The 17,464-nt window shown below is 46.4% G+C and carries 16 protein-coding genes; 10 read left to right on the forward strand and 6 right to left on the reverse strand.

What is annotated here, in order from left to right:
- Positions 1 to 3: 3 nt before the first annotated feature.
- Complete coding sequence (gene astD / locus AACU59_RS14815) at positions 4 to 1,461, forward strand: succinylglutamate-semialdehyde dehydrogenase (protein WP_094145362.1); 1,458 nt, start codon at positions 4 to 6, stop codon at positions 1,459 to 1,461.
- A gap of 68 nt (positions 1,462 to 1,529) precedes the next feature.
- Positions 1,530 to 2,324 carry a DUF1338 domain-containing protein gene (locus AACU59_RS14820; RefSeq protein ID WP_094145364.1) on the forward strand — a complete coding sequence of 265 codons (795 nt, stop codon included), beginning with the start codon at positions 1,530 to 1,532 and terminating at the stop codon, positions 2,322 to 2,324.
- Positions 2,325 to 2,427: 103 nt separating this feature from the next.
- Here AACU59_RS14820 and crp read toward each other — a convergent pair whose 3' ends face one another.
- The 6 genes from crp to AACU59_RS14850 form a co-directional block, all read right to left on the reverse strand.
- Positions 2,428 to 3,060 (reverse strand): cAMP-activated global transcriptional regulator CRP, encoded by a 633-nt coding sequence (gene crp, locus AACU59_RS14825; RefSeq protein ID WP_010318741.1) that lies wholly within the window; start codon positions 3,058 to 3,060, stop codon positions 2,428 to 2,430.
- Positions 3,061 to 3,301: 241 nt separating this feature from the next.
- Positions 3,302 to 4,171, reverse strand: coding sequence for a phosphoribulokinase (locus tag AACU59_RS14830; protein WP_010318742.1), 870 nt, complete (start codon positions 4,169 to 4,171; stop codon positions 3,302 to 3,304).
- A gap of 82 nt (positions 4,172 to 4,253) precedes the next feature.
- Positions 4,254 to 4,460 carry a YheU family protein gene (locus AACU59_RS14835; RefSeq protein WP_010318743.1) on the reverse strand — a complete coding sequence of 69 codons (207 nt, stop codon included), beginning with the start codon at positions 4,458 to 4,460 and terminating at the stop codon, positions 4,254 to 4,256.
- 59 nt (positions 4,461 to 4,519) lie between these two features.
- Positions 4,520 to 5,527, reverse strand: coding sequence for a hydrolase (locus tag AACU59_RS14840; RefSeq protein WP_094145366.1), 1,008 nt, complete (start codon positions 5,525 to 5,527; stop codon positions 4,520 to 4,522).
- Between the two features lie 56 nt (positions 5,528 to 5,583).
- A complete protein-coding gene (locus AACU59_RS14845; protein WP_010318745.1) occupies positions 5,584 to 6,063 on the reverse strand; it encodes a TIGR02444 family protein in 480 nt (159 codons plus the stop codon).
- 1 nt (position 6,064) lies between these two features.
- Positions 6,065 to 7,984, reverse strand: a complete 1,920-nt coding sequence (locus AACU59_RS14850) for an ABC transporter ATP-binding protein (protein ID WP_017049199.1) — start codon at positions 7,982 to 7,984, stop codon at positions 6,065 to 6,067.
- 132 nt (positions 7,985 to 8,116) lie between these two features.
- On the opposite strand from AACU59_RS14850, the gene kefG reads away from it, so the two are divergent.
- The 8 genes from kefG (at position 8,117) to rnr (ending at position 17,454) form a co-directional block, all read left to right on the forward strand.
- On the forward strand, positions 8,117 to 8,704 hold the full coding sequence (gene kefG, locus AACU59_RS14855) for a glutathione-regulated potassium-efflux system ancillary protein KefG (RefSeq protein ID WP_174223808.1): 588 nt from the start codon (positions 8,117 to 8,119) through the stop codon (positions 8,702 to 8,704).
- Complete coding sequence (kefB, locus tag AACU59_RS14860) at positions 8,688 to 10,487, forward strand: glutathione-regulated potassium-efflux system protein KefB (protein ID WP_013855911.1); 1,800 nt, start codon at positions 8,688 to 8,690, stop codon at positions 10,485 to 10,487. The genes kefG and kefB overlap by 17 nt, the downstream gene beginning before the upstream one ends.
- A 31-nt stretch (positions 10,488 to 10,518) precedes the next feature.
- On the forward strand, positions 10,519 to 10,719 hold the full coding sequence (locus AACU59_RS14865; RefSeq protein ID WP_010318749.1) for a YheV family putative zinc ribbon protein: 201 nt from the start codon (positions 10,519 to 10,521) through the stop codon (positions 10,717 to 10,719).
- A 97-nt stretch (positions 10,720 to 10,816) separates the two neighbouring features.
- A complete protein-coding gene (gene slyD, locus AACU59_RS14870) occupies positions 10,817 to 11,407 on the forward strand; it encodes a peptidylprolyl isomerase (RefSeq protein ID WP_088732892.1) in 591 nt (196 codons plus the stop codon).
- Between the two features lie 215 nt (positions 11,408 to 11,622).
- Complete coding sequence (locus tag AACU59_RS14875) at positions 11,623 to 12,564, forward strand: isoaspartyl peptidase/L-asparaginase family protein (RefSeq protein ID WP_013855914.1); 942 nt, start codon at positions 11,623 to 11,625, stop codon at positions 12,562 to 12,564.
- Between the two features lie 129 nt (positions 12,565 to 12,693).
- The gene (locus AACU59_RS14880; RefSeq protein WP_094145368.1) at positions 12,694 to 13,992 is read left to right on the forward strand and encodes an adenylosuccinate synthase; all 1,299 of its coding nucleotides are present in this window, start codon (positions 12,694 to 12,696) and stop codon (positions 13,990 to 13,992) included.
- A gap of 218 nt (positions 13,993 to 14,210) precedes the next feature.
- Positions 14,211 to 14,846 (forward strand): flagellar protein MotX, encoded by a 636-nt coding sequence (motX, locus tag AACU59_RS14885; protein WP_013855917.1) that lies wholly within the window; start codon positions 14,211 to 14,213, stop codon positions 14,844 to 14,846.
- A gap of 160 nt (positions 14,847 to 15,006) precedes the next feature.
- Positions 15,007 to 17,454: a ribonuclease R gene (rnr, locus tag AACU59_RS14890; protein ID WP_094145370.1), complete on the forward strand. Its 2,448-nt coding sequence runs from the start codon at positions 15,007 to 15,009 to the stop codon at positions 17,452 to 17,454.
- The last annotated feature ends 10 nt before the right edge of the window (positions 17,455 to 17,464 follow it).

Genomic DNA, 17,464 nt, shown 5'->3' on the forward strand with positions numbered 1-17,464 from the left:
CAGATGACTCAGTGGATTGCAGGTGAATGGTTAGCTGGACAAGGCGAGGCAATGCTTTCGCTTAGCCCCTATAACAATGAGACGATTTGGCAGGGCGATAGCGCCACACCCGCGCAAGTAGAAGCTGCGGTAACGGCGGCAAGAGTCGCATTTATAGAGTGGAAAAAACGTCCTTTTGTTGAGCGTGAGCAATATGTCTTAGCCTTCGCTGAAAAAGTGAAACAGCGCAGTGAAGAGCTTGCACAGATCATCGCCAAAGAGACAGGAAAGCCACTCTGGGAAACGCGTACTGAAGCGGCAGCGGTGGCGGGTAAAATCGCTATATCAATTCGAGCTTATCATGATCGCACTGGTGAAAACACACGCGAAGCGGCGGGTAATCAACTGGTATTACGTCATCGTCCATTGGGTGTTCTTGCGGTTTTTGGTCCGTATAATTTTCCTGCCCACCTGCCGAATGGTCATATTGTGCCTGCACTTTTAGCGGGTAATACGGTTGTGTTTAAACCTTCAGAGCAGACTCCGTGGACTGGTGAGTTTGTGATGAAGTTGTGGCAAGAAGCAGGCCTACCTGCGGGTGTACTTAACCTAGTGCAGGGCGCGAAGGAAACGGGTATTGCGCTTGCTCAGGCCAAAGGCATTGATGGCCTTCTCTTTACTGGCAGCGCTAATACAGGTCATTTACTCCATCGCCAGTTTGCTGGGCAGCCGGGGAAAATGCTGGCTTTAGAAATGGGCGGCAACAACCCAATGGTTATCTCTAAGCAGTATGGTGAGCTTGATGCGGCAGTGTATACCATTATTCAATCCGCATTTTTAAGTGCAGGCCAGCGCTGTACCTGTGCGCGGCGTCTTTATGTTCCAGAGGGAAATGAAGGCGATCGATTGCTTGAAAAGCTGGTCAGTGCCACTCAAAAATTGCGTATTGATCACCCCTTTGCCGAGCCAGCACCTTTTATGGGGCCACAAATATCACAAGCGGCGGCGCAGTTCATTCTTGCTGCTCAGGACAATTTACGCGCCTTGGGTGGCGTCAGCTTGCTGGCCGCGACACCTTTGCAGGCGGCGTTTGTCACTCCGGGCATTATTGATGTCACCGCAGTTAGTCAATTGCCTGATGAAGAGTATTTCGGGCCATTGTTACAAGTCGTGCGTTACCAAAGCTTAGATCAAGCGGTGCAACTGGCTAATGAAACTCGCTTTGGTTTATCGGCAGGCTTAGTGTCGACCAATGATGCCGAATGGGATTACTTTGTCGATCATATCCGCGCTGGCATTGTAAATCGTAATCGACAATTAACCGGAGCCAGTGGTGATGCACCGTTTGGTGGGCCGGGAGCGTCGGGAAATTTAAGACCAAGCGCCTATTACGCGGCTGATTACTGCGCATACCCAATGGCATCAATGGAAGGTTGTTCGACAGAACTGCCTGCCACGCTCAGCCCTGGGGTTGAGCTATAGCAGTAAACTTTATCTAAAACCCCATGCCTACTAGCATGGTTTAAACCGAGCACAGACAAGGAGGCGTTATGACGCCAACCGTTTTATTTCAATCATTATGGAATGACTACATTCAGCGCCTTTGCCCTTCTGCCGACAAAGTCCATCACTTGCTTCAAGAAGACGAAGCCTTGATTAATGACCATATTGCGTTGCGAACCTTCAATGTTGCGCCATTAGGTATTGAAACGCTGGCTAAGCCTTTTCTTGCCTTAGGCTACCTTGCCTGTGGTGATTATGTGTTTGAAAGTAAGAAGCTGGTAGCGAAGCACTATGAACACCCTGATCCGACCCAGCCTAAAGTATTCATAAGCGAGCTGAAAGTGGAAGAGTGCTCACCTGCACTCCAAGCCATTGTGGAGAAGCTGGTACATCAAGTCGATAGCAATAAATTAAACAGCAGTGACTTTTTATATGGCGGTCGCCTGTGGCAACTAAGCTACAGCGATTATTTGCAGCTTGCCAACGAAAGTGAATACGCCGCTTGGTTGGCGGCGCATGGTTATGGCGCGAACCATTTCACTGTTAGTGTTAATCAACTGCAGGCGTTTAATGAAGTGAAAGCGGTCAATGATCACTTACGCCAAGCGGGTTTTACCATCAATGAAAATGGTGGAGAAGTGAAAGGTACACCTGATGTGCTGCTTGAGCAGTCGTCGACCATGGCCGATAAAGTATCAGTGCAATTTACGGAAGGAGTGGAGGTGATTCCCGGTGGATTCTATGAATTTGCCAAACGCTATCCAATGGCCAACGGTGAACTCTATAGCGGTTTTGTGGCGGCCTCTGCAGATAAGATATTTGAAAGCACTGACATGCAATAGCCTCTCGTCTTTTTACTTTCGTATCGAAATATCACCAAAGAAAAAGCCACCTGAGTTCCCCAAGGTGGCTTTATGCATTCAATCTCAATCATTTTGATTGAGATTAACGAGTTCCGTACACCACGATAGTTTTACCGTGGGCAGAAATTAAATTCTGCTCTTCGAGCATCTTCAAAATACGTCCCACAGTTTCACGAGAACAGCCTACAATTTGGCCGATCTCTTGACGGGTGATTTTGATTTGCATGCCATCTGGGTGCGTCATTGCATCAGGTTGTTTCGCTAGGTTGAGTAGCGTTTGTGCAATACGACCCGTCACGTCTAGGAAGGCTAAATCACCCACTTTTTGACTGGTGACTTGTAGACGTCGAGAAATTTGTGCAGACAGACGCATTAAGATGTCTGGGTTCACTTGGATAAGCTGACGGAATTTCTTAAATGAAATTTCCGCAACTTCACAAGGAGATTTTGCACGAACCCAAGCAGTACGCTCTTGGTCTTCTTCGAATAGACCAAGTTCACCGATAAAGTCACCTTGGTTTAGGTAAGAGAGGATCATCTCTTTACCTTCTTCGTCTTTAATCAATACCGCTACCGAGCCTTTGACGATGTAGTACAGCGTCTCTGCTTTTTCGCCCGCATGAATCAACGTGCTTTTCGATGGGTATTTATGAATATGACAGTGTGAAAGAAACCACTCTAGTGTTGGATCGGTTTGAGGTTTACCTAGAACCATAATATCTCACTTCCTCTGCAGGGTACGCTTGCCGCTTTCCATATTGTAGCTAAGCCTAAAATAAGCTTACTAGGATAAGAGCACTTTCCAAATGCTGCAAGCTAACTTGTGTTTCGGTTAAGGATAGTATCCTTTTTCAGAAACGATTTCTTGATTTTAATCGTGTCAGTGGCATGATTTTTTAAGCAAAACTGTGCACATGATCACGGTATGAAAAGTAACCGTCAACTTGTCCGATCACTTAGCCAATTTTGCCTGTTTCAATCAATTGCTGCAGGATCGGTCTGACGATCAATTCCATCGCAAAACTCATCTTGCCACCCGGCACCACAATGGTGTTGTGGCGCGACATAAAAGAGCCATCAATCATGGCGAGCAGATAGGGGAAATCAACATTCTTTATACCGCGCAGGCGTATCACGACGAAGCTTTCATCCAAACTAGGGATGCCCTTGGCGTTAAGTGGGTTTGAAGTATCAACCGTCGGTACCCGTTGGAAGTTGATGTGAGTTCGTGAGAATTGGGGGGTGATGTAATTGAGGTAATCATCCATCGAACGGACGATGGAATCCATCACCGCTTCACGTGAATGGCCTCGATCACGAGTATCACGCACGTACTTTTGTATCCACTCAAGGTTAACGATTGGCACCATGCCTATCAAAAAATCGACATGCTGCGCGACGTTTACATCACCATCGACTACACCGCCATGCAGACCTTCGTAAAACATCACATCCGAGTTTTCTGGTAAATCTTGCCAAGGTGTAAAGGTGCCGGGCATTTGATTGTAGGGCACAGCTTCGTCAAAAGAGTGTAGATAGCGGCGAACTTGGCCTGTGCCTAATTTCCCATATTGGCGGAAAAATTCTTCCAATGCAGGAAAATCATTGGCTTGTGGACCAAAGTAACTGATGTGCTTCCCTTGTTCGCGCGCTTTACGAATTTCCACATCCATTTCTGGCCGTGTAAAACGATGGAAGCTATCCCCTTCAACCCATGCTGGTTTAATGTTCATCATATTGAACATTTTGCGAAAGGCTTCTGAGGTCGTAGTTGTACCGGCACCGGACGAGCCGGTGACAGCGATAATTGGATGTTTTGCTGACATGACAAACCCTGTCTGTATGTAACGTACTTGTTATCGATGGCTGCAATATAGCACGAAAAGAGTAGATTGTTTTGAGCTGAAATTATTTACGCAATTGAATATCCACACTTTCATGCAACTCAGAATAGACGATGATCGCCTCCCCTGTTGCGAGCTGTTTCTTTATTTGCTCGATTTTTTGCTGCAATGGTACTTCCTGCTCTCCGTAATCAGTACCTTCGCGTAATACAAACGTTTCAATCAAATTATCCAGTGTTTCAGGCGCAATGTGCTGCCAAGGAATAAGCATGACGACCTCTTAAACTGTCATGGAGAAAAGGGTATCGATTTAAAGCGATATGTGATTAATCATGCGTTGTATTGATGGTCAATAGGGTTGCCGTGACGCAGGTTTTCGTAATAGGTTGGAAGTGCTTCTTCGAGCCAAAATTTAGGCTTAAGCGCGCTACCGCTGAGAAAACCGACATGGCCACCTTGGGTAAATAAGCGGTAATGGATGTTCTCTGGTAAGGAAAATTTGGGGATCACGGCATCCGTCATAAAGGGATCATCTTGCGCTTGAATGATTTGTAGCGGCACGCGAATTTGTGTCAGCTTTGAAAGGCCTGAGCACTGCTGGTAGTAATCCTGCGCATCTTGAAAACCATGCAAAGGCGCGGTGATGAGATCGTCAAATTCGTAAAGTTTTTTGATGTGTTTAATTTGATGGTTAGAAATACCTAACTCATTATGTAAAAGATGCTGTTTCTTTAGTGCATTTTTTTTCAATGATGTCAGTAAGTAAGCGCGATAAACCTTTGAAAATCCCTGTTCAATGCGTGTGGAACACGCTGACAGATCGAGCGGAGCGGAGACAACGGTTGCCGCGCTAACGATCGGGTCGTGATTATATTGCGCTAAGTAATTAACCAACATATTGCCGCCAAGAGAAATACCCACCGCCACGATAGGTCGATTCGGGCATTGCTTGCGTATGTATTCGAGCACAAAGCGTGCATCTTCAACTTCACCAGAATGGTAAGCACGTGCCAGATGGTTCGGTTTGCCGCTACAGCCGCGAAAATGCATCATGACCGATAACCATCCCTGCTGTGCGAAGGCGTACATTAAGCCATTGGCATAAGGGCTATGAAAACTGCCTTCTAAGCCATGAAACAAGACGAATAGGGGTTTATTTTGTACTCGCTCTGAGCGCCAATCATCACTCCAAGCAAGGTCTAAAAAATCACCATCAGGTGTAAACAGCGTTTGCCACATCGGCTCAAAACGTGCGCGTTTGCGCAATAAACGAGGAAGCAGAGTCTGAAGGTGTGGATTTGTTAGTCCAGTAGCAGCGATAAATGGAGTCATAACCATAGCGTATTATTTTTATGAATTGCGACCAGTATACACTGAGAGAGCAATTGATGTAGTTACGGTTTTTGAGAATGAGGCGCTGGGGTTTTAAAGGCGAGATGCAAATGCTCACAGCCAAGCTGGCGACAGTAACGCAGCGTTAATTGTTCACCATGGTTATTCTGCAATGCCAATGCGTTGATACATTCCACAAGGTCAGCTTGCTGCTGCTTTTCAAGCTGCAGCTCAAATTGCAGCGCCTCGCGGTACAGCGTATCTGGCACCATGCTTTTCAAACGTCGTCTTAACTCTCGGTAACTGTGCAGCAGCGCTTCTGAACGACCGATACATTGAGTGACATTTTGCCAGTCAGCATCGGCAACCGTCACTTGTTGCTCATCAAGCCATTTGAGTAGCAGCAATAAGTTGACGTTGCCGTGGAAGTTATTTTGTAAACTTAAGCACGCCTCTTTCACTTCTCGCACGCTGTAGTATTGCAAACTGAATTGCCATAAGCGTTCTAAGGTCAGTGATAATCGTACGTGCTCTTGGCTCATCTTAGCGACTGAATTCCTGCTCTAGTTGTTCGAGTGTCTCTTGTTCCGACATCCATTCCATTTCGATCGCTTCAAGTGCCGATTTACTGCGAGCTTGAAGCGCAATCACTTCGGTAAGTTTAGCTTTGTTTTCGGCTTCATACAGCGAAGTATCAGACAATTGCTCTTCAGTTTGCGCCAGTGCCGCGTTCAATGTGTCCATTTTCGCTTCGAGTTGTGTCAGTTTTTTGCGAATTGGTGCGGTTTGGATGCGAAATTCCGCTTCTCGGCGCTTTTGATCTTTTTTGGCAGCGGCACTGTTGCTGCTGTCTTTGGCAGGTTGCTGAGATTGAACTTCTCTACGTTCCGCTTTCTGTTGTTCTGTCAGCCACTTGTAGTAGTCGGTCAAATCCCCATCGAAAGGCGCGACTTGACGATCGTGCACCAAGTACAAGTCATCGGTGGTTGCGCGCAGTAGATAGCGATCATGGCTGACGATGACCATCGCGCCTTCAAAGGTTTGCAGGGCAAACGTTAGGGCTTGACGCATATCCAAGTCTAAGTGGTTGGTGGGTTCATCAAGCAGCAGCAAGTTCGGTTTTTGCCACACAATTAGCGCAAGCACTAAGCGAGCCTTTTCACCCCCGGAAAACGGAGCGATTTTTTCTAGCGCTTTGTCGCCTTGGAAACCAAAGCTACCCAGATAATTACGCAGCTCAAGTTCGTTTTTATCTGGGGCGATTTGCATCATGTGCTGCAGAGGGGTCTCTTCTGGATGCAGTGTTTCTAACTGATGCTGGGCAAAGTAACCAATTTTTACACCTTGCGAATAAGTGAGATCGCCGCCTTGCGGTTTTAACTCACCGGAGAGCAATTTAATTAATGTTGATTTACCCGCACCGTTACGCCCGAGTAATCCAATACGGCTTCCCGGTACAAGGTTGAGGCGAATTTTTTCTAAAATTAAACGTTCACCATACCCGGCGTAGACTTCGTCCATCATCATGATTGGGTTAGGCAGTGCCGAAGGCTCTCGAAATTCGAAATTAAATGGGTTATCAAATTGAGCTGGCAGCACTTTTTCCATTCGTTCCAACGCTTTGATACGACTTTGTGCTTGGCGAGCTTTGGAGGCCTTGTAGCGGAAACGGTCGATGTAGCTTTGCATGTGCACCATCTGCTTTTGCTGCTTCTGGTACATGGCTTGTTGCAAGATCAGTTTTTGCGCCCGTTGATTTTCAAACGATGAGTAGTTTCCGGTGTATTCATTCATGGTTTGATTTTCGATATGGATGATGCGTCCGACGATCGGATCAAGAAAATCGCGGTCATGGGAAATCAAGATCAAGGTGCCGGGATAGTTTTGTAACCAACGTTCAAGCCACATGACGGCGTCCAAATCCAAGTGGTTGGTTGGTTCATCAAGCAGCAGTAAATCCGAGCGGCACAACAGCGCTTGCGCTAAGTTTAAGCGCATCCGCCAACCACCCGAAAATTGCGTTAAACTCCATCCCATCTGTTCTTGGCTAAACCCCAAACCATCAAGCAGTTCAGAAGCGCGGGCGCGAATACTGTATCCGCCGATGGTTTCAATTTTTCCATGCAGCTCTGCAACCAAGGTTCCTTGGTCTGCCTCTTCAGCAACGCTGAGGCGTCGTTCTAATTCACGATATTCACGATCGCCATCGATGACATATTCAATCGCATTGCGATCAAGAGCCGGAGTTTCTTGGGCAACCCAAGCCAGTTCCCAGTGAGCTGGTTTACTGAAGGAGCCAGCGTCAATAGATAGCTCATCTTTGAGTAGGGCAAAGAGCGTTGATTTGCCACAGCCATTTTTGCCTACTAGGCCAACTTTATCGCCCGGCTGGATAGTTGCAGAGGCCTTTTCAAGGAGCGGTTTACCGCCGCGCAGTAATTGAATATCAGAGAAGGTAATCATAAAAATCTATTTTTCATATCGAGACGTTATCGCGTGGAATAGTAGGGGCAATAAGGATAAATGTCGATCATTATGCAAATTGCGTTATTATGCTTAATAACATATTGATAACTATTGGGAGCGCAGACAAAAATGTCCACCACCGTCATGCCTGACCAAATTACACCTAAAATATTGGTGATTTATGCGCATCCTGAGCCATTAAACTCCATCGCCAATCAAACCATGCTGCACAATATTGCGTCACTTTCCCACGTCACAGTGCATGACTTGTATGCAACTTATCCCGATTTTTTTATCGATGTGCACGCAGAGCAGCAAAAACTACTTGAGCATGATGTGATTGTGTTTCAACACCCTCTTTATATGTATTCCTGCCCAGCGCTACTCAAAGAGTGGTTTGATCGCGTGCTTGCCAAGGGGTTTGCCTTCGGCGGACAGACGGCGTTGCATGGTAAATACTGGCGTAGCGTCATCACCACGGGCGGAAAAAAAGAAGCGTTTGATGAGCGGGGCTACAACAAATACCCATTGGATCAAATTCTCCAACCATTTGAATTAACCGCGGCTCTGTGTTGTATGAACTGGATGGAACCGTTAGTTCTCTACTGGTCACGTAATGTGAGTGATATGGAGCGCTATCAACACGCTGAGCATTATCGACACTGGTTGCAACACCCACTGGCCACACAAGGAGAGCTTGATGGCGTTAAGCGGTGATTTTTTACAAAGCAGCGTGGTGTTTTTAACCGCGGCTGTGGTGGCCGTACCGATTGCTCAGCGTGCAGGGTTGGGTTCGGTGCTCGGCTATTTGTTAGCGGGTGTAGCCATAGGCCCTTGGGGGCTGGGTTTAATCAGTGATGTGCAAGCCATATTACACTTTGCTGAATTTGGCGTGGTGCTGCTGTTGTTTCTGATTGGGCTGGAATTAAACCCCAAAAAATTATGGCAGATGCGTGGGCCGATCCTTGGTTTGGGTGGCGCGCAGGTAGTGGTAAGTACCTTAGTCATTGCCAGTATTGCTTATCTATTAGGCGTTAACTGGCAGAGTAGTTTAGTGATTGGTATGGGCCTTGCGCTCTCTTCTACAGCAATCGCATTACGCGTAATTGAAGAGCAAGGGCTAACGCGCAGTGAAGCTGGCCAGTCTGGTTTTGCAGTACTGCTTTTTCAAGATATCGCTGTCATCCCTATGTTGGCCTTTTTGCCTTTACTGGCAGGCAACGCCGGTGGAAGCTGGTTAGATGTGATTTGGATGTTGGGTGGCATTACCGCTTTGCTGGTCGGGGGGCATTTTCTATTGAGCCCGCTGTTTCGTTATATTGTGACCAGTGGTGTGCGTGAACTTTTTACCGTTGCCGCCTTATTGTTGGTGATTGGGATTGCACTGTTAATGCAGCAGCTTGGCTTGTCAATGGCGCTCGGTACTTTCCTTGCTGGCGTGTTGCTGGCAGAAAGTGAATTTCGCCATGAACTTGAGATCGCGATTGAACCGTTTAAAGGGTTATTGCTCGGGCTATTTTTTATTGCCGTTGGAATGGCGGTTAATTTGGGCTTATTGGCGCAAGCGCCGCTGCAAGTGTTGGCGGCTGTATTAGGTCTAGTGGTGCTGAAAGGAGGAATCCTTTATCTCCTCGCACGTTTATCGGGTACGCGTTCTAAAGCACGCAGCAAAATGGCGGCAATCCTCAGCCAAGGCGGCGAGTTCGCGTTCGTGATTTTCACTGCGGCAAGCGCACAGGGCGTGCTATCACCGGATCAAGTGGCCTTTTTGCTCGTTGTGGTCAGTCTGTCGATGGTCACCACACCTTTATTACTGACGATTCAGGACAAATGGTTTGCGCGAAAATTGAACCTCAGCAGTGACGATGAGATGCATTCCGATGTCGTCAATAAACAGCCGCAAATTATCATTGCGGGTTTTGGCCGTTTTGGGCAAATTGTAGGGCGTTTGATGTACGCCAATAAGATTAAAATTACCGTATTAGAAAGCGATGCCAGTCAAATTAAATTATTGAGAGAGTACGGTTATAACGTTTTTTATGGTGATGCGACTCAACTTGAACTGTTGCGCGCCGCGGGTGCAGAAGAAGCTGAAGCGATCGTCATCTGTACTGATGCGCCCGATGAAGTGATGAAAATTGTCGAGCTTTGTCAGCACCATTTCCCGCAGTTAAAGATCTTAGCTCGCGCTCGTAGCCGGGTAGAGGCGTATCAGTTACTCAGCCATGGGGTCGATAAATACTCGCGGGAAACTTTCTTAGGCGCTTTGGACCTCGGCCGACAAGTACTGGTCGAATTGGGCATGCACCCTTACCAAGCCAAGCGCGCCGAAGCACATTTTAGAAAACTCGATAATGCGATGCTCAAAGAGCTGCTACCGCAACATAACCAAGACAAACAACTCGCACTGCGCGCCAAAGAGGCACGTAAAGAGCTGGAAGAAATATTTGGGCGTGAAATGGATAATGATCGCCAATCTCGTCATTATTGGGAAAAATAACGCCAATCAATATTCAGTTGTAGGATGTAACGTGAAACAGAAAAAACGCTTTATTGCCGGTGCAAAGTGCCCAAGTTGTCAGTCACAAGATACTCTGCGCTGGTGGGTTGAAAATAACATAGAGCTCGTAGAGTGTGTCGAGTGCGACTACCATGAACAGCGAAAGCCCAAATCTGTAGAAAAAAGTGAACATGCTCGGCAAGAGATGATCGGGATTTTTAAACCAGAATAATTGAGTTTCTGGAATAGATCTTCATAATACGTCCCATACCGATCGATTTCTTAGGTTTGAAGATGACAACCTAGGAACAAACCTCCTTGGAGTTGTTATGAAAATTGAAAAGAACGTGGTTGTAAGCCTAGCCTACCAATTAGTATTGGAAGATGGTGCAGTCGTAGACCAATCAACAGTTGATGCACCACTAGATTACCTTCACGGTCACAACAATCTAATCACTGGCCTTGAAAATGAGTTAGAAGGAAAAGTTGTGGGCGATAAGTTCACAGCAACTATCGCTCCTGAAGAAGCGTACGGTGAATACAACGATGAGCTTGTACAACGTGTACCTGCTGAAGTTTTCCAAGGCGTTGATGAAATTGAAGTGGGTATGCGTTTTCTAGCGGATACTGACCAAGGCCAAATTCCAGTTGAAATCACGGAAGTGGATGGTGACGAAGTAGTAGTTGATGGTAACCACATGTTGGCTGGCCAAACATTAACGTTTGATGTAGAAGTCGTTGCGATTCGCGCTGCAACTGAAGAAGAGATCCAACATGGTCACATTCACCAAGCTGGTGGCTGTGGGCATGGCCACGACCATGACCACGATCATGAAGGTGGTTGCTGTGGTGGTGAAGGCCATGACCATGGTGAGAAAAAAGAAGGTTGTTGCGGTGGCGGCAGCTGCGGTTCACATTAATCATTTTTTGGTTGGTTGTGCCAAACTGGCAGCAATAACCGACTGATACAATGAAATGGAAAGCGTTAATCGTCATGCGATTAGCGCTTTTTTGTTGCTTGTTAATTATTACAGTACTCACTTGCCGCCTACCTGCAACTTCAAGTTATTTGGGTATAGTTAATGTGTAGAACAGAAGTGTATTGCCTCTCAATTTATTAAGTTAAGGAATTCTCATGTCACAACCTTTTGCTATAGCAATTCATGGCGGCGCCGGAACCATCATTCGTCAACAAATGAGCGAATCATTAAAGCGCGATATTTTGAACACGCTAGAAAGTGCTGTCCGAGCGGGGCATCAAGTACTGGCACAAGGTGGTGATGCACTGGATGCGGTGGTTGAGGCTGTGAAAATACTTGAGGACTCTCCGTTGTTTAACGCAGGAAAAGGTTCGGTGTTAACGCATCAAGAGATGGTGGAGATGGACGCCTCTGTCATGCATGGCAAAATGATGGACGCAGGCGCGGTCGCTGGGGTTCGGCACATTAAAAATCCGGTGCAGCTCGCGCGTGATGTAATGAAGCACAGTGATCATGTGTTGTTGATTGGTGAGGGCGCAGAAGCGTTTGCTTTTACTCAAGGGCATCAATATACAGAACAAGATTACTTTTTTACTGAGCGTCGTTATGAACAGTTGCTAGCGATGAAAAGCAACAATCAATTTGCTTTGTCGGAATCAAAATTCCCAGATGACAAGAAATTTGGCACTGTTGGCGCAGTTGCATTGGATAAACAAGGCAACCTTGCGTCTGCTACTAGTACCGGTGGCATCACGAATAAAAAATTTGGTCGCGTCGGCGATTCTCCCATCATAGGTGCAGGAACGGTGGCTGAAAATGGTAATGTGGCGGTATCGACAACGGGCATGGGGGAATATTTCATTCGTAAAATGGTTGCCAGTGACGTTGCCGCTCGCATGCGTTATTTAAAAGAAGATGTTCATACCGCATGTGAAACCATTATTCAGGGTGAACTTAAAACGCTCGGTGGTGAGGGTGGATTGATCGCCATTGATGCGCAAGGCGACATTCATTTTGCAATGAACAGTTCTGGTATGTACCGTGCTTGTGTTGATCGCCAAGGAGAGCTGATCGTAAAAATATATTCGGATGAGTAACTTACGTGCCTAATAACTGAATCATTTATTAAGTTATATTTTTATGACATTTTCGTGTTTAAAAAAGGACTGCAAGGAAAAGGATTCGGTGCTAGAATCCTTTTTTAACTAGCAATCAGACTTGGAAAGATGGGAAATAACGTAGTCGTTCTAGGCACCCAATGGGGTGACGAAGGCAAAGGTAAAATCGTAGACCTTTTAACTGAAGATGCAAAATACGTGGTTCGCTACCAAGGCGGCCATAATGCAGGCCACACTTTGGTCATTGACGGTGAAAAAACCGTTCTTCATTTAATTCCATCCGGCATTCTTCGCAATAAAGTGAAATGCATCATCGGTAACGGTGTTGTGCTTTCACCTGACGCACTAATCAATGAAATGAAGCCTCTAGAAGAGCGTGGTATTCCAGTCCGCGAACGTCTTTTCATTTCTGAAGCTTGCCCACTTATTCTTCCTTACCACATTGCGCTTGACCAAGCTCGTGAAACGGCTCGTGGTAAAAAAGCAATTGGTACGACAGGTCGTGGTATCGGTCCTGCTTATGAAGACAAAGTGGCTCGTCGTGGTTTACGCGTTGGTGACTTGTTCGATATGGCTTCATTTGCAGAAAAGCTAAAAGAAGTGATGGAGTTCCATAACTTCCAACTTGAGCATTTCTACAAAGCTGAACCAGTAAGCTACGAATCCGTACTTGAGCAAGCACAAGGCTATGCTGATTTGCTGACTTCGATGGTGATCGACGTGACCGATGAACTTGATGCAGCGCGTAAGCGTGGCGACAAAATCATGTTCGAAGGTGCGCAAGGTACTATGCTTGATATCGACCACGGTACTTACCCATACGTAACGTCTTCTAACACGACTGCTGGTGGTGTTGCTGCAGGTTCTGGTTTCGGCCCTCGTCATCTAGGTTATATTCTAGGTATCGCGAAAGCTTACTGTACTCGCGTTGGTGCAGGTCCATTCCCAACCGAATTGGATGATGAAATCGGTAATCACCTAGGCACGAAAGGCCATGAGTTTGGTGCAACAACAGGCCGTAAGCGCCGTTGTGGTTGGTTTGATGCGGTAGCGATGCGTCGCGCCATTCAAATTAACTCAGTCACAGGCTTCTGCTTGACTAAACTTGACGTACTTGATGGTCTAGAAGAGCTAAAAATCTGTACGGGTTACCAAATGCCAGATGGCTCAGTTGCTCAAGTATCACCAATGGCAGCTGACGCTTTTGAAGCGGTAACACCTATTTACGAAACTATGCCTGGTTGGTCTGAAAATACTTTCGGTGCTAAATCAATTGATGCCCTGCCACAAGCGGCGCTTGATTACATTAAACGTATTGAAGAGTTGACTGGTGTACCTGTTGACATCGTTTCTACAGGTCCAGATCGTAACGAAACCATTATCAAGGTTCACCCATTTTCAGTTTAATGGTTGATTGATAAACGTTTTTAAAACCGGCTTTCAGAGCCGGTTTTTTTATACCTGTATTGATGATATTTTGTCCTTGGTGTGGCAATAAATGGCCGAATAACGGCAAATTTTGTCTAAAGAGTTTGCCGCACTGGTCGATAAAGTTATCAAGCCCAGCCCTAGATGAAACTGAGGCTATAATTTTAAGGCTATCGATAGACATAAAGAGTGCAGGTATGAAGCTACGAACGGTAGCAGCTTCATTGTTTTTAGCGCTGACCTCATCCTTGAGTCATGCCAACGTGGCGGAAGTGGGTGAGCCAGTCCCTATTTACACCGAAGCTGAACTAATCAAGTTAATTGAGCAAAATAAACATTTAGAGCAAGTCAAGGCCGACAACTGCCAATTGGTAGAAGATATTGTTGCGCGTGCTACTCGCATCAGCCTGCCTTCCTACGAGTTTTTGTATGGAGATATGCTAGCGTGGGGGGTCTGTGTAGATCAAGATGTCGAACTTGGCTTGTACTATATGGAGAATGCAGCTCATCAAGGTTTACCCGCTGCGTTAGAGCAGCTTGGGCGTTATTATTCGCGTGGTACTTTAGTACAGCAGGATAAAGAGCGAGCCATTCCCTATCTGCGTGAAGCCGCTGCGATGGGCAATATTAATGCTCGTATCCATCTAGCTGAGCTTCTGCTGCGTGATTATGGTAGCCCGCTTGATTATGAAGATGCTTATCGCTGGCTCTATAATTCGGTGACTATCGATCAAAGAATACATTCTCGGATCTCTATGCTCCGGCAGGGGTTAGAGCAGCGAATGCCACAAAATGTGGTTGCGCGAGCCAAGCGCAGAGACACGTTTTGGTAGCCTTCATTATTGCTTTTTTATTTCGCCCACACGGTTGGGCGAAGTCATTTCTACGCTTTTCCTCTAACGCATTAGCCTATAATAATCAATACGCTGCTGTAGCTTCTGCCGTGAGTCAGTTATACTCTGGCTATCTCTCCTTGCTTTAGCAGGTCTGCCTATGTCTGAAATTATCAATAACGATCCTTTTGCGGATCGAGAATCTAGCAATTACGAAAATCCAATTCCAAGCCGAGAATTCATCCTCGAATTTCTAACCGAAGCCAATGTACCGATGAATCGTAATGATCTTTTTGAGGCATTGGGTTTGTCTGGTGAAGAGCAATACGAAGGGCTACGCCGTCGTTTGCGTGCGATGGAGCGAGATGGCCAATTGGTATTTACTCGTCGCCAATGCTATGCATTGCCAGAAAAACTGGAAATGATCAAAGGTCACGTAATCGGACATAAAGATGGTCATGGGTGGGTTCGTCCTGATGGCAGCGTTGGCAAAGATAACGATGTTTTGCTACCTCATCACCAAATGCGTACCATTATTCATGGCGACTACGTGCTGGTACAACCGACAGGCACGGATAAAAGAGGCCGTAAAGAAGGGCGTTTGGTTCGAGTGTTGGAAGAACGTAAAACCCAACTTGTTGGGCGTTTCTTCCTTGAAAACGGCTACTCTTATGTCGTGCCCGATGATTCACGCATCACTCAAGACATCTTGATCCCTAACGAGCACAAAGGCGGAGCTCGCATGGGGAACGTGGTGGTGATTGAAATTACCGATCGCGGTGCCAGAGCTAGAGGAATGACAGGTCGGGTTGTAGAAGTACTTGGGGAAAATATGGCTCCCGGCATGGAGACACAAATAGCGATCCGCACTCACCAGATCCCTCATGAGTGGCCGCAAGAAGTATTAAAGCAAGTCGAAAACCTGAGAGAAGAAGTTCCAGAAGAGGCGAAGCAAGGGCGCGTGGATCTGTGTCAATTACCTTTAGTGACTATTGATGGTGAAGACGCACGTGACTTTGATGACGCGGTTTATTGCGAAGCCAAAAAAGGTGGTGGCTGGCGTCTCTGGGTTGCGATTGCTGACGTAAGTTATTATGTGCGCCCCGATACCGCTCTTGATAAAGAAGCGATCAACCGTGGTAACTCAGTTTACTTCCCATCGCAAGTCGTTCCTATGCTACCGGAAGTACTGTCGAACGGTCTTTGTTCACTTAATCCACAAGTCGACCGCCTATGCATGGTGTGCGAGATGACAGTCTCTGCAACGGGCAAAATTTCGGGTTACAAACATTACGAAGCCGTGATGAACTCTCATGCCCGTTTAACTTACAACAAAGTACACGCCATTCTTGAAGGGGATGAAGAGCTACGCGAACGTTATCAAGCCGTGGTTCCTCATCTTGAAGAACTCTATTCGATGTATAAGGTGCTAAAAGCAGCGCGTGATGAGCGTGGCGGTATCGAATTTGAAACGATTGAAACTAAGTTTATTTTTAATGCTGAGCGTAAAATCGACAGCATTGAACCTGTTGTACGTAATGATGCGCATAAAATAATCGAAGAGTGCATGATCCTCGCTAATATTGCTTCAGCCTCGCTGGTGGAAAAAGCGAAAGAGCCCGCTCTGTACCGTATCCATGAATCACCGGGAGAAGAGCGTTTGACCGGCTTTAGGGATTTCTTAGGCGAGCTTGGCTTGAACTTAGCGGGTGGGCTAGAGCCTTCGCCAACCGATTACGCTAACTTAATGAAACAGATTGGTGAGCGCCAAGACAAAGAGTTGATCCAAACCATGTTACTGCGTTCCATGAAGCAGGCTGTGTATAACGCGGATAACTGTGGTCACTTTGGTTTAGCGCTCAAACGCTATGCGCACTTTACTTCACCTATTCGTCGCTACCCTGATCTCCTATTGCACCGCGCAATTAAATATTTGATTGCCAAAGAATCGGGCAATCACACCGACCGTTGGACTACCACTGGTGGTTATCACTACTCTTTTGATGACATGGACTTCTATGGTCAGCAATGTTCAATGACAGAACGCCGTGCTGATGATGCGACGCGTGAAGTATCCGATTGGCTCAAGTGTGAATACATGCAAGATCATGTAGGCGAAGAGCTTGATGGAGTCATAGCCAACGTGACAGGTTTCGGTTTCTTTGTTCGTTTGACTGAGCTGCACATTGATGGATTGGTCCACATATCTACGCTCGCGAATGACTACTATCAATTTGATCCCGTTGGGCAACGATTGATCGGCGAAAGTTTTGGCAACATTTATCGCTTAGGTGACGCCGTTAAAGTCAAAGTGTTATCCGTCAACTTGGATGATCGTCAAATTGACTTTGAAATCGTGGGCACTAGCCGTAAGCTGCGCGGAGAAGGTAAAACAGCGAAGAAACGTGCAACCGATGCACGAGAGAAAGCACGTGGCAAGAAGGTGACATCAAGTAAAGGAAAGGCTACTCCTTTAGTTGAAGCGACTAAACGTCCAGATGAAAAAAGTAGTGCAGGCTCAAAACCTGAACGAAAAAAAAGCAAAACAACAAAAGCACGCAAAAAGAAACCTGCGGCTAAAGCAAATAAAGCGCGTGCTGGTAAATAACGATCAATGG

It is taken from the genome of Vibrio sp. V23_P3S9T160, assembly GCF_963886625.1.
GTDB lineage: Bacteria > Pseudomonadota > Gammaproteobacteria > Enterobacterales > Vibrionaceae > Vibrio > Vibrio anguillarum.

Excerpts from the sequence above, each read along its gene's own strand:
- astD (WP_094145362.1), top strand. The coding sequence starts at position 4 with ATGACTCAGTGGATTGCAGGTGAATGGTTAGCTGGACAAGGCGAGGCA.
- AACU59_RS14820 (WP_094145364.1), top strand. The coding sequence starts at position 1,530 with ATGACGCCAACCGTTTTATTTCAATCATTATGGAATGACTACATTCAG.
- crp (WP_010318741.1), bottom strand. The coding sequence starts at position 3,060 with ATGGTTCTAGGTAAACCTCAAACCGATCCAACACTAGAGTGGTTTCTT.
- AACU59_RS14830 (WP_010318742.1), bottom strand. The coding sequence starts at position 4,171 with ATGTCAGCAAAACATCCAATTATCGCTGTCACCGGCTCGTCCGGTGCC.
- AACU59_RS14835 (WP_010318743.1), bottom strand. The coding sequence starts at position 4,460 with ATGCTTATTCCTTGGCAGCACATTGCGCCTGAAACACTGGATAATTTG.
- AACU59_RS14840 (WP_094145366.1), bottom strand. The coding sequence starts at position 5,527 with ATGGTTATGACTCCATTTATCGCTGCTACTGGACTAACAAATCCACAC.
- AACU59_RS14845 (WP_010318745.1), bottom strand. The coding sequence starts at position 6,063 with ATGAGCCAAGAGCACGTACGATTATCACTGACCTTAGAACGCTTATGG.
- AACU59_RS14850 (WP_017049199.1), bottom strand. The coding sequence starts at position 7,984 with ATGATTACCTTCTCTGATATTCAATTACTGCGCGGCGGTAAACCGCTC.
- kefG (WP_174223808.1), top strand. The coding sequence starts at position 8,117 with ATGTCCACCACCGTCATGCCTGACCAAATTACACCTAAAATATTGGTG.
- kefB (WP_013855911.1), top strand. The coding sequence starts at position 8,688 with ATGGCGTTAAGCGGTGATTTTTTACAAAGCAGCGTGGTGTTTTTAACC.
- slyD (WP_088732892.1), top strand. The coding sequence starts at position 10,817 with ATGAAAATTGAAAAGAACGTGGTTGTAAGCCTAGCCTACCAATTAGTA.
- AACU59_RS14875 (WP_013855914.1), top strand. The coding sequence starts at position 11,623 with ATGTCACAACCTTTTGCTATAGCAATTCATGGCGGCGCCGGAACCATC.
- AACU59_RS14880 (WP_094145368.1), top strand. The coding sequence starts at position 12,694 with ATGGGAAATAACGTAGTCGTTCTAGGCACCCAATGGGGTGACGAAGGC.
- motX (WP_013855917.1), top strand. The coding sequence starts at position 14,211 with ATGAAGCTACGAACGGTAGCAGCTTCATTGTTTTTAGCGCTGACCTCA.
- rnr (WP_094145370.1), top strand. The coding sequence starts at position 15,007 with ATGTCTGAAATTATCAATAACGATCCTTTTGCGGATCGAGAATCTAGC.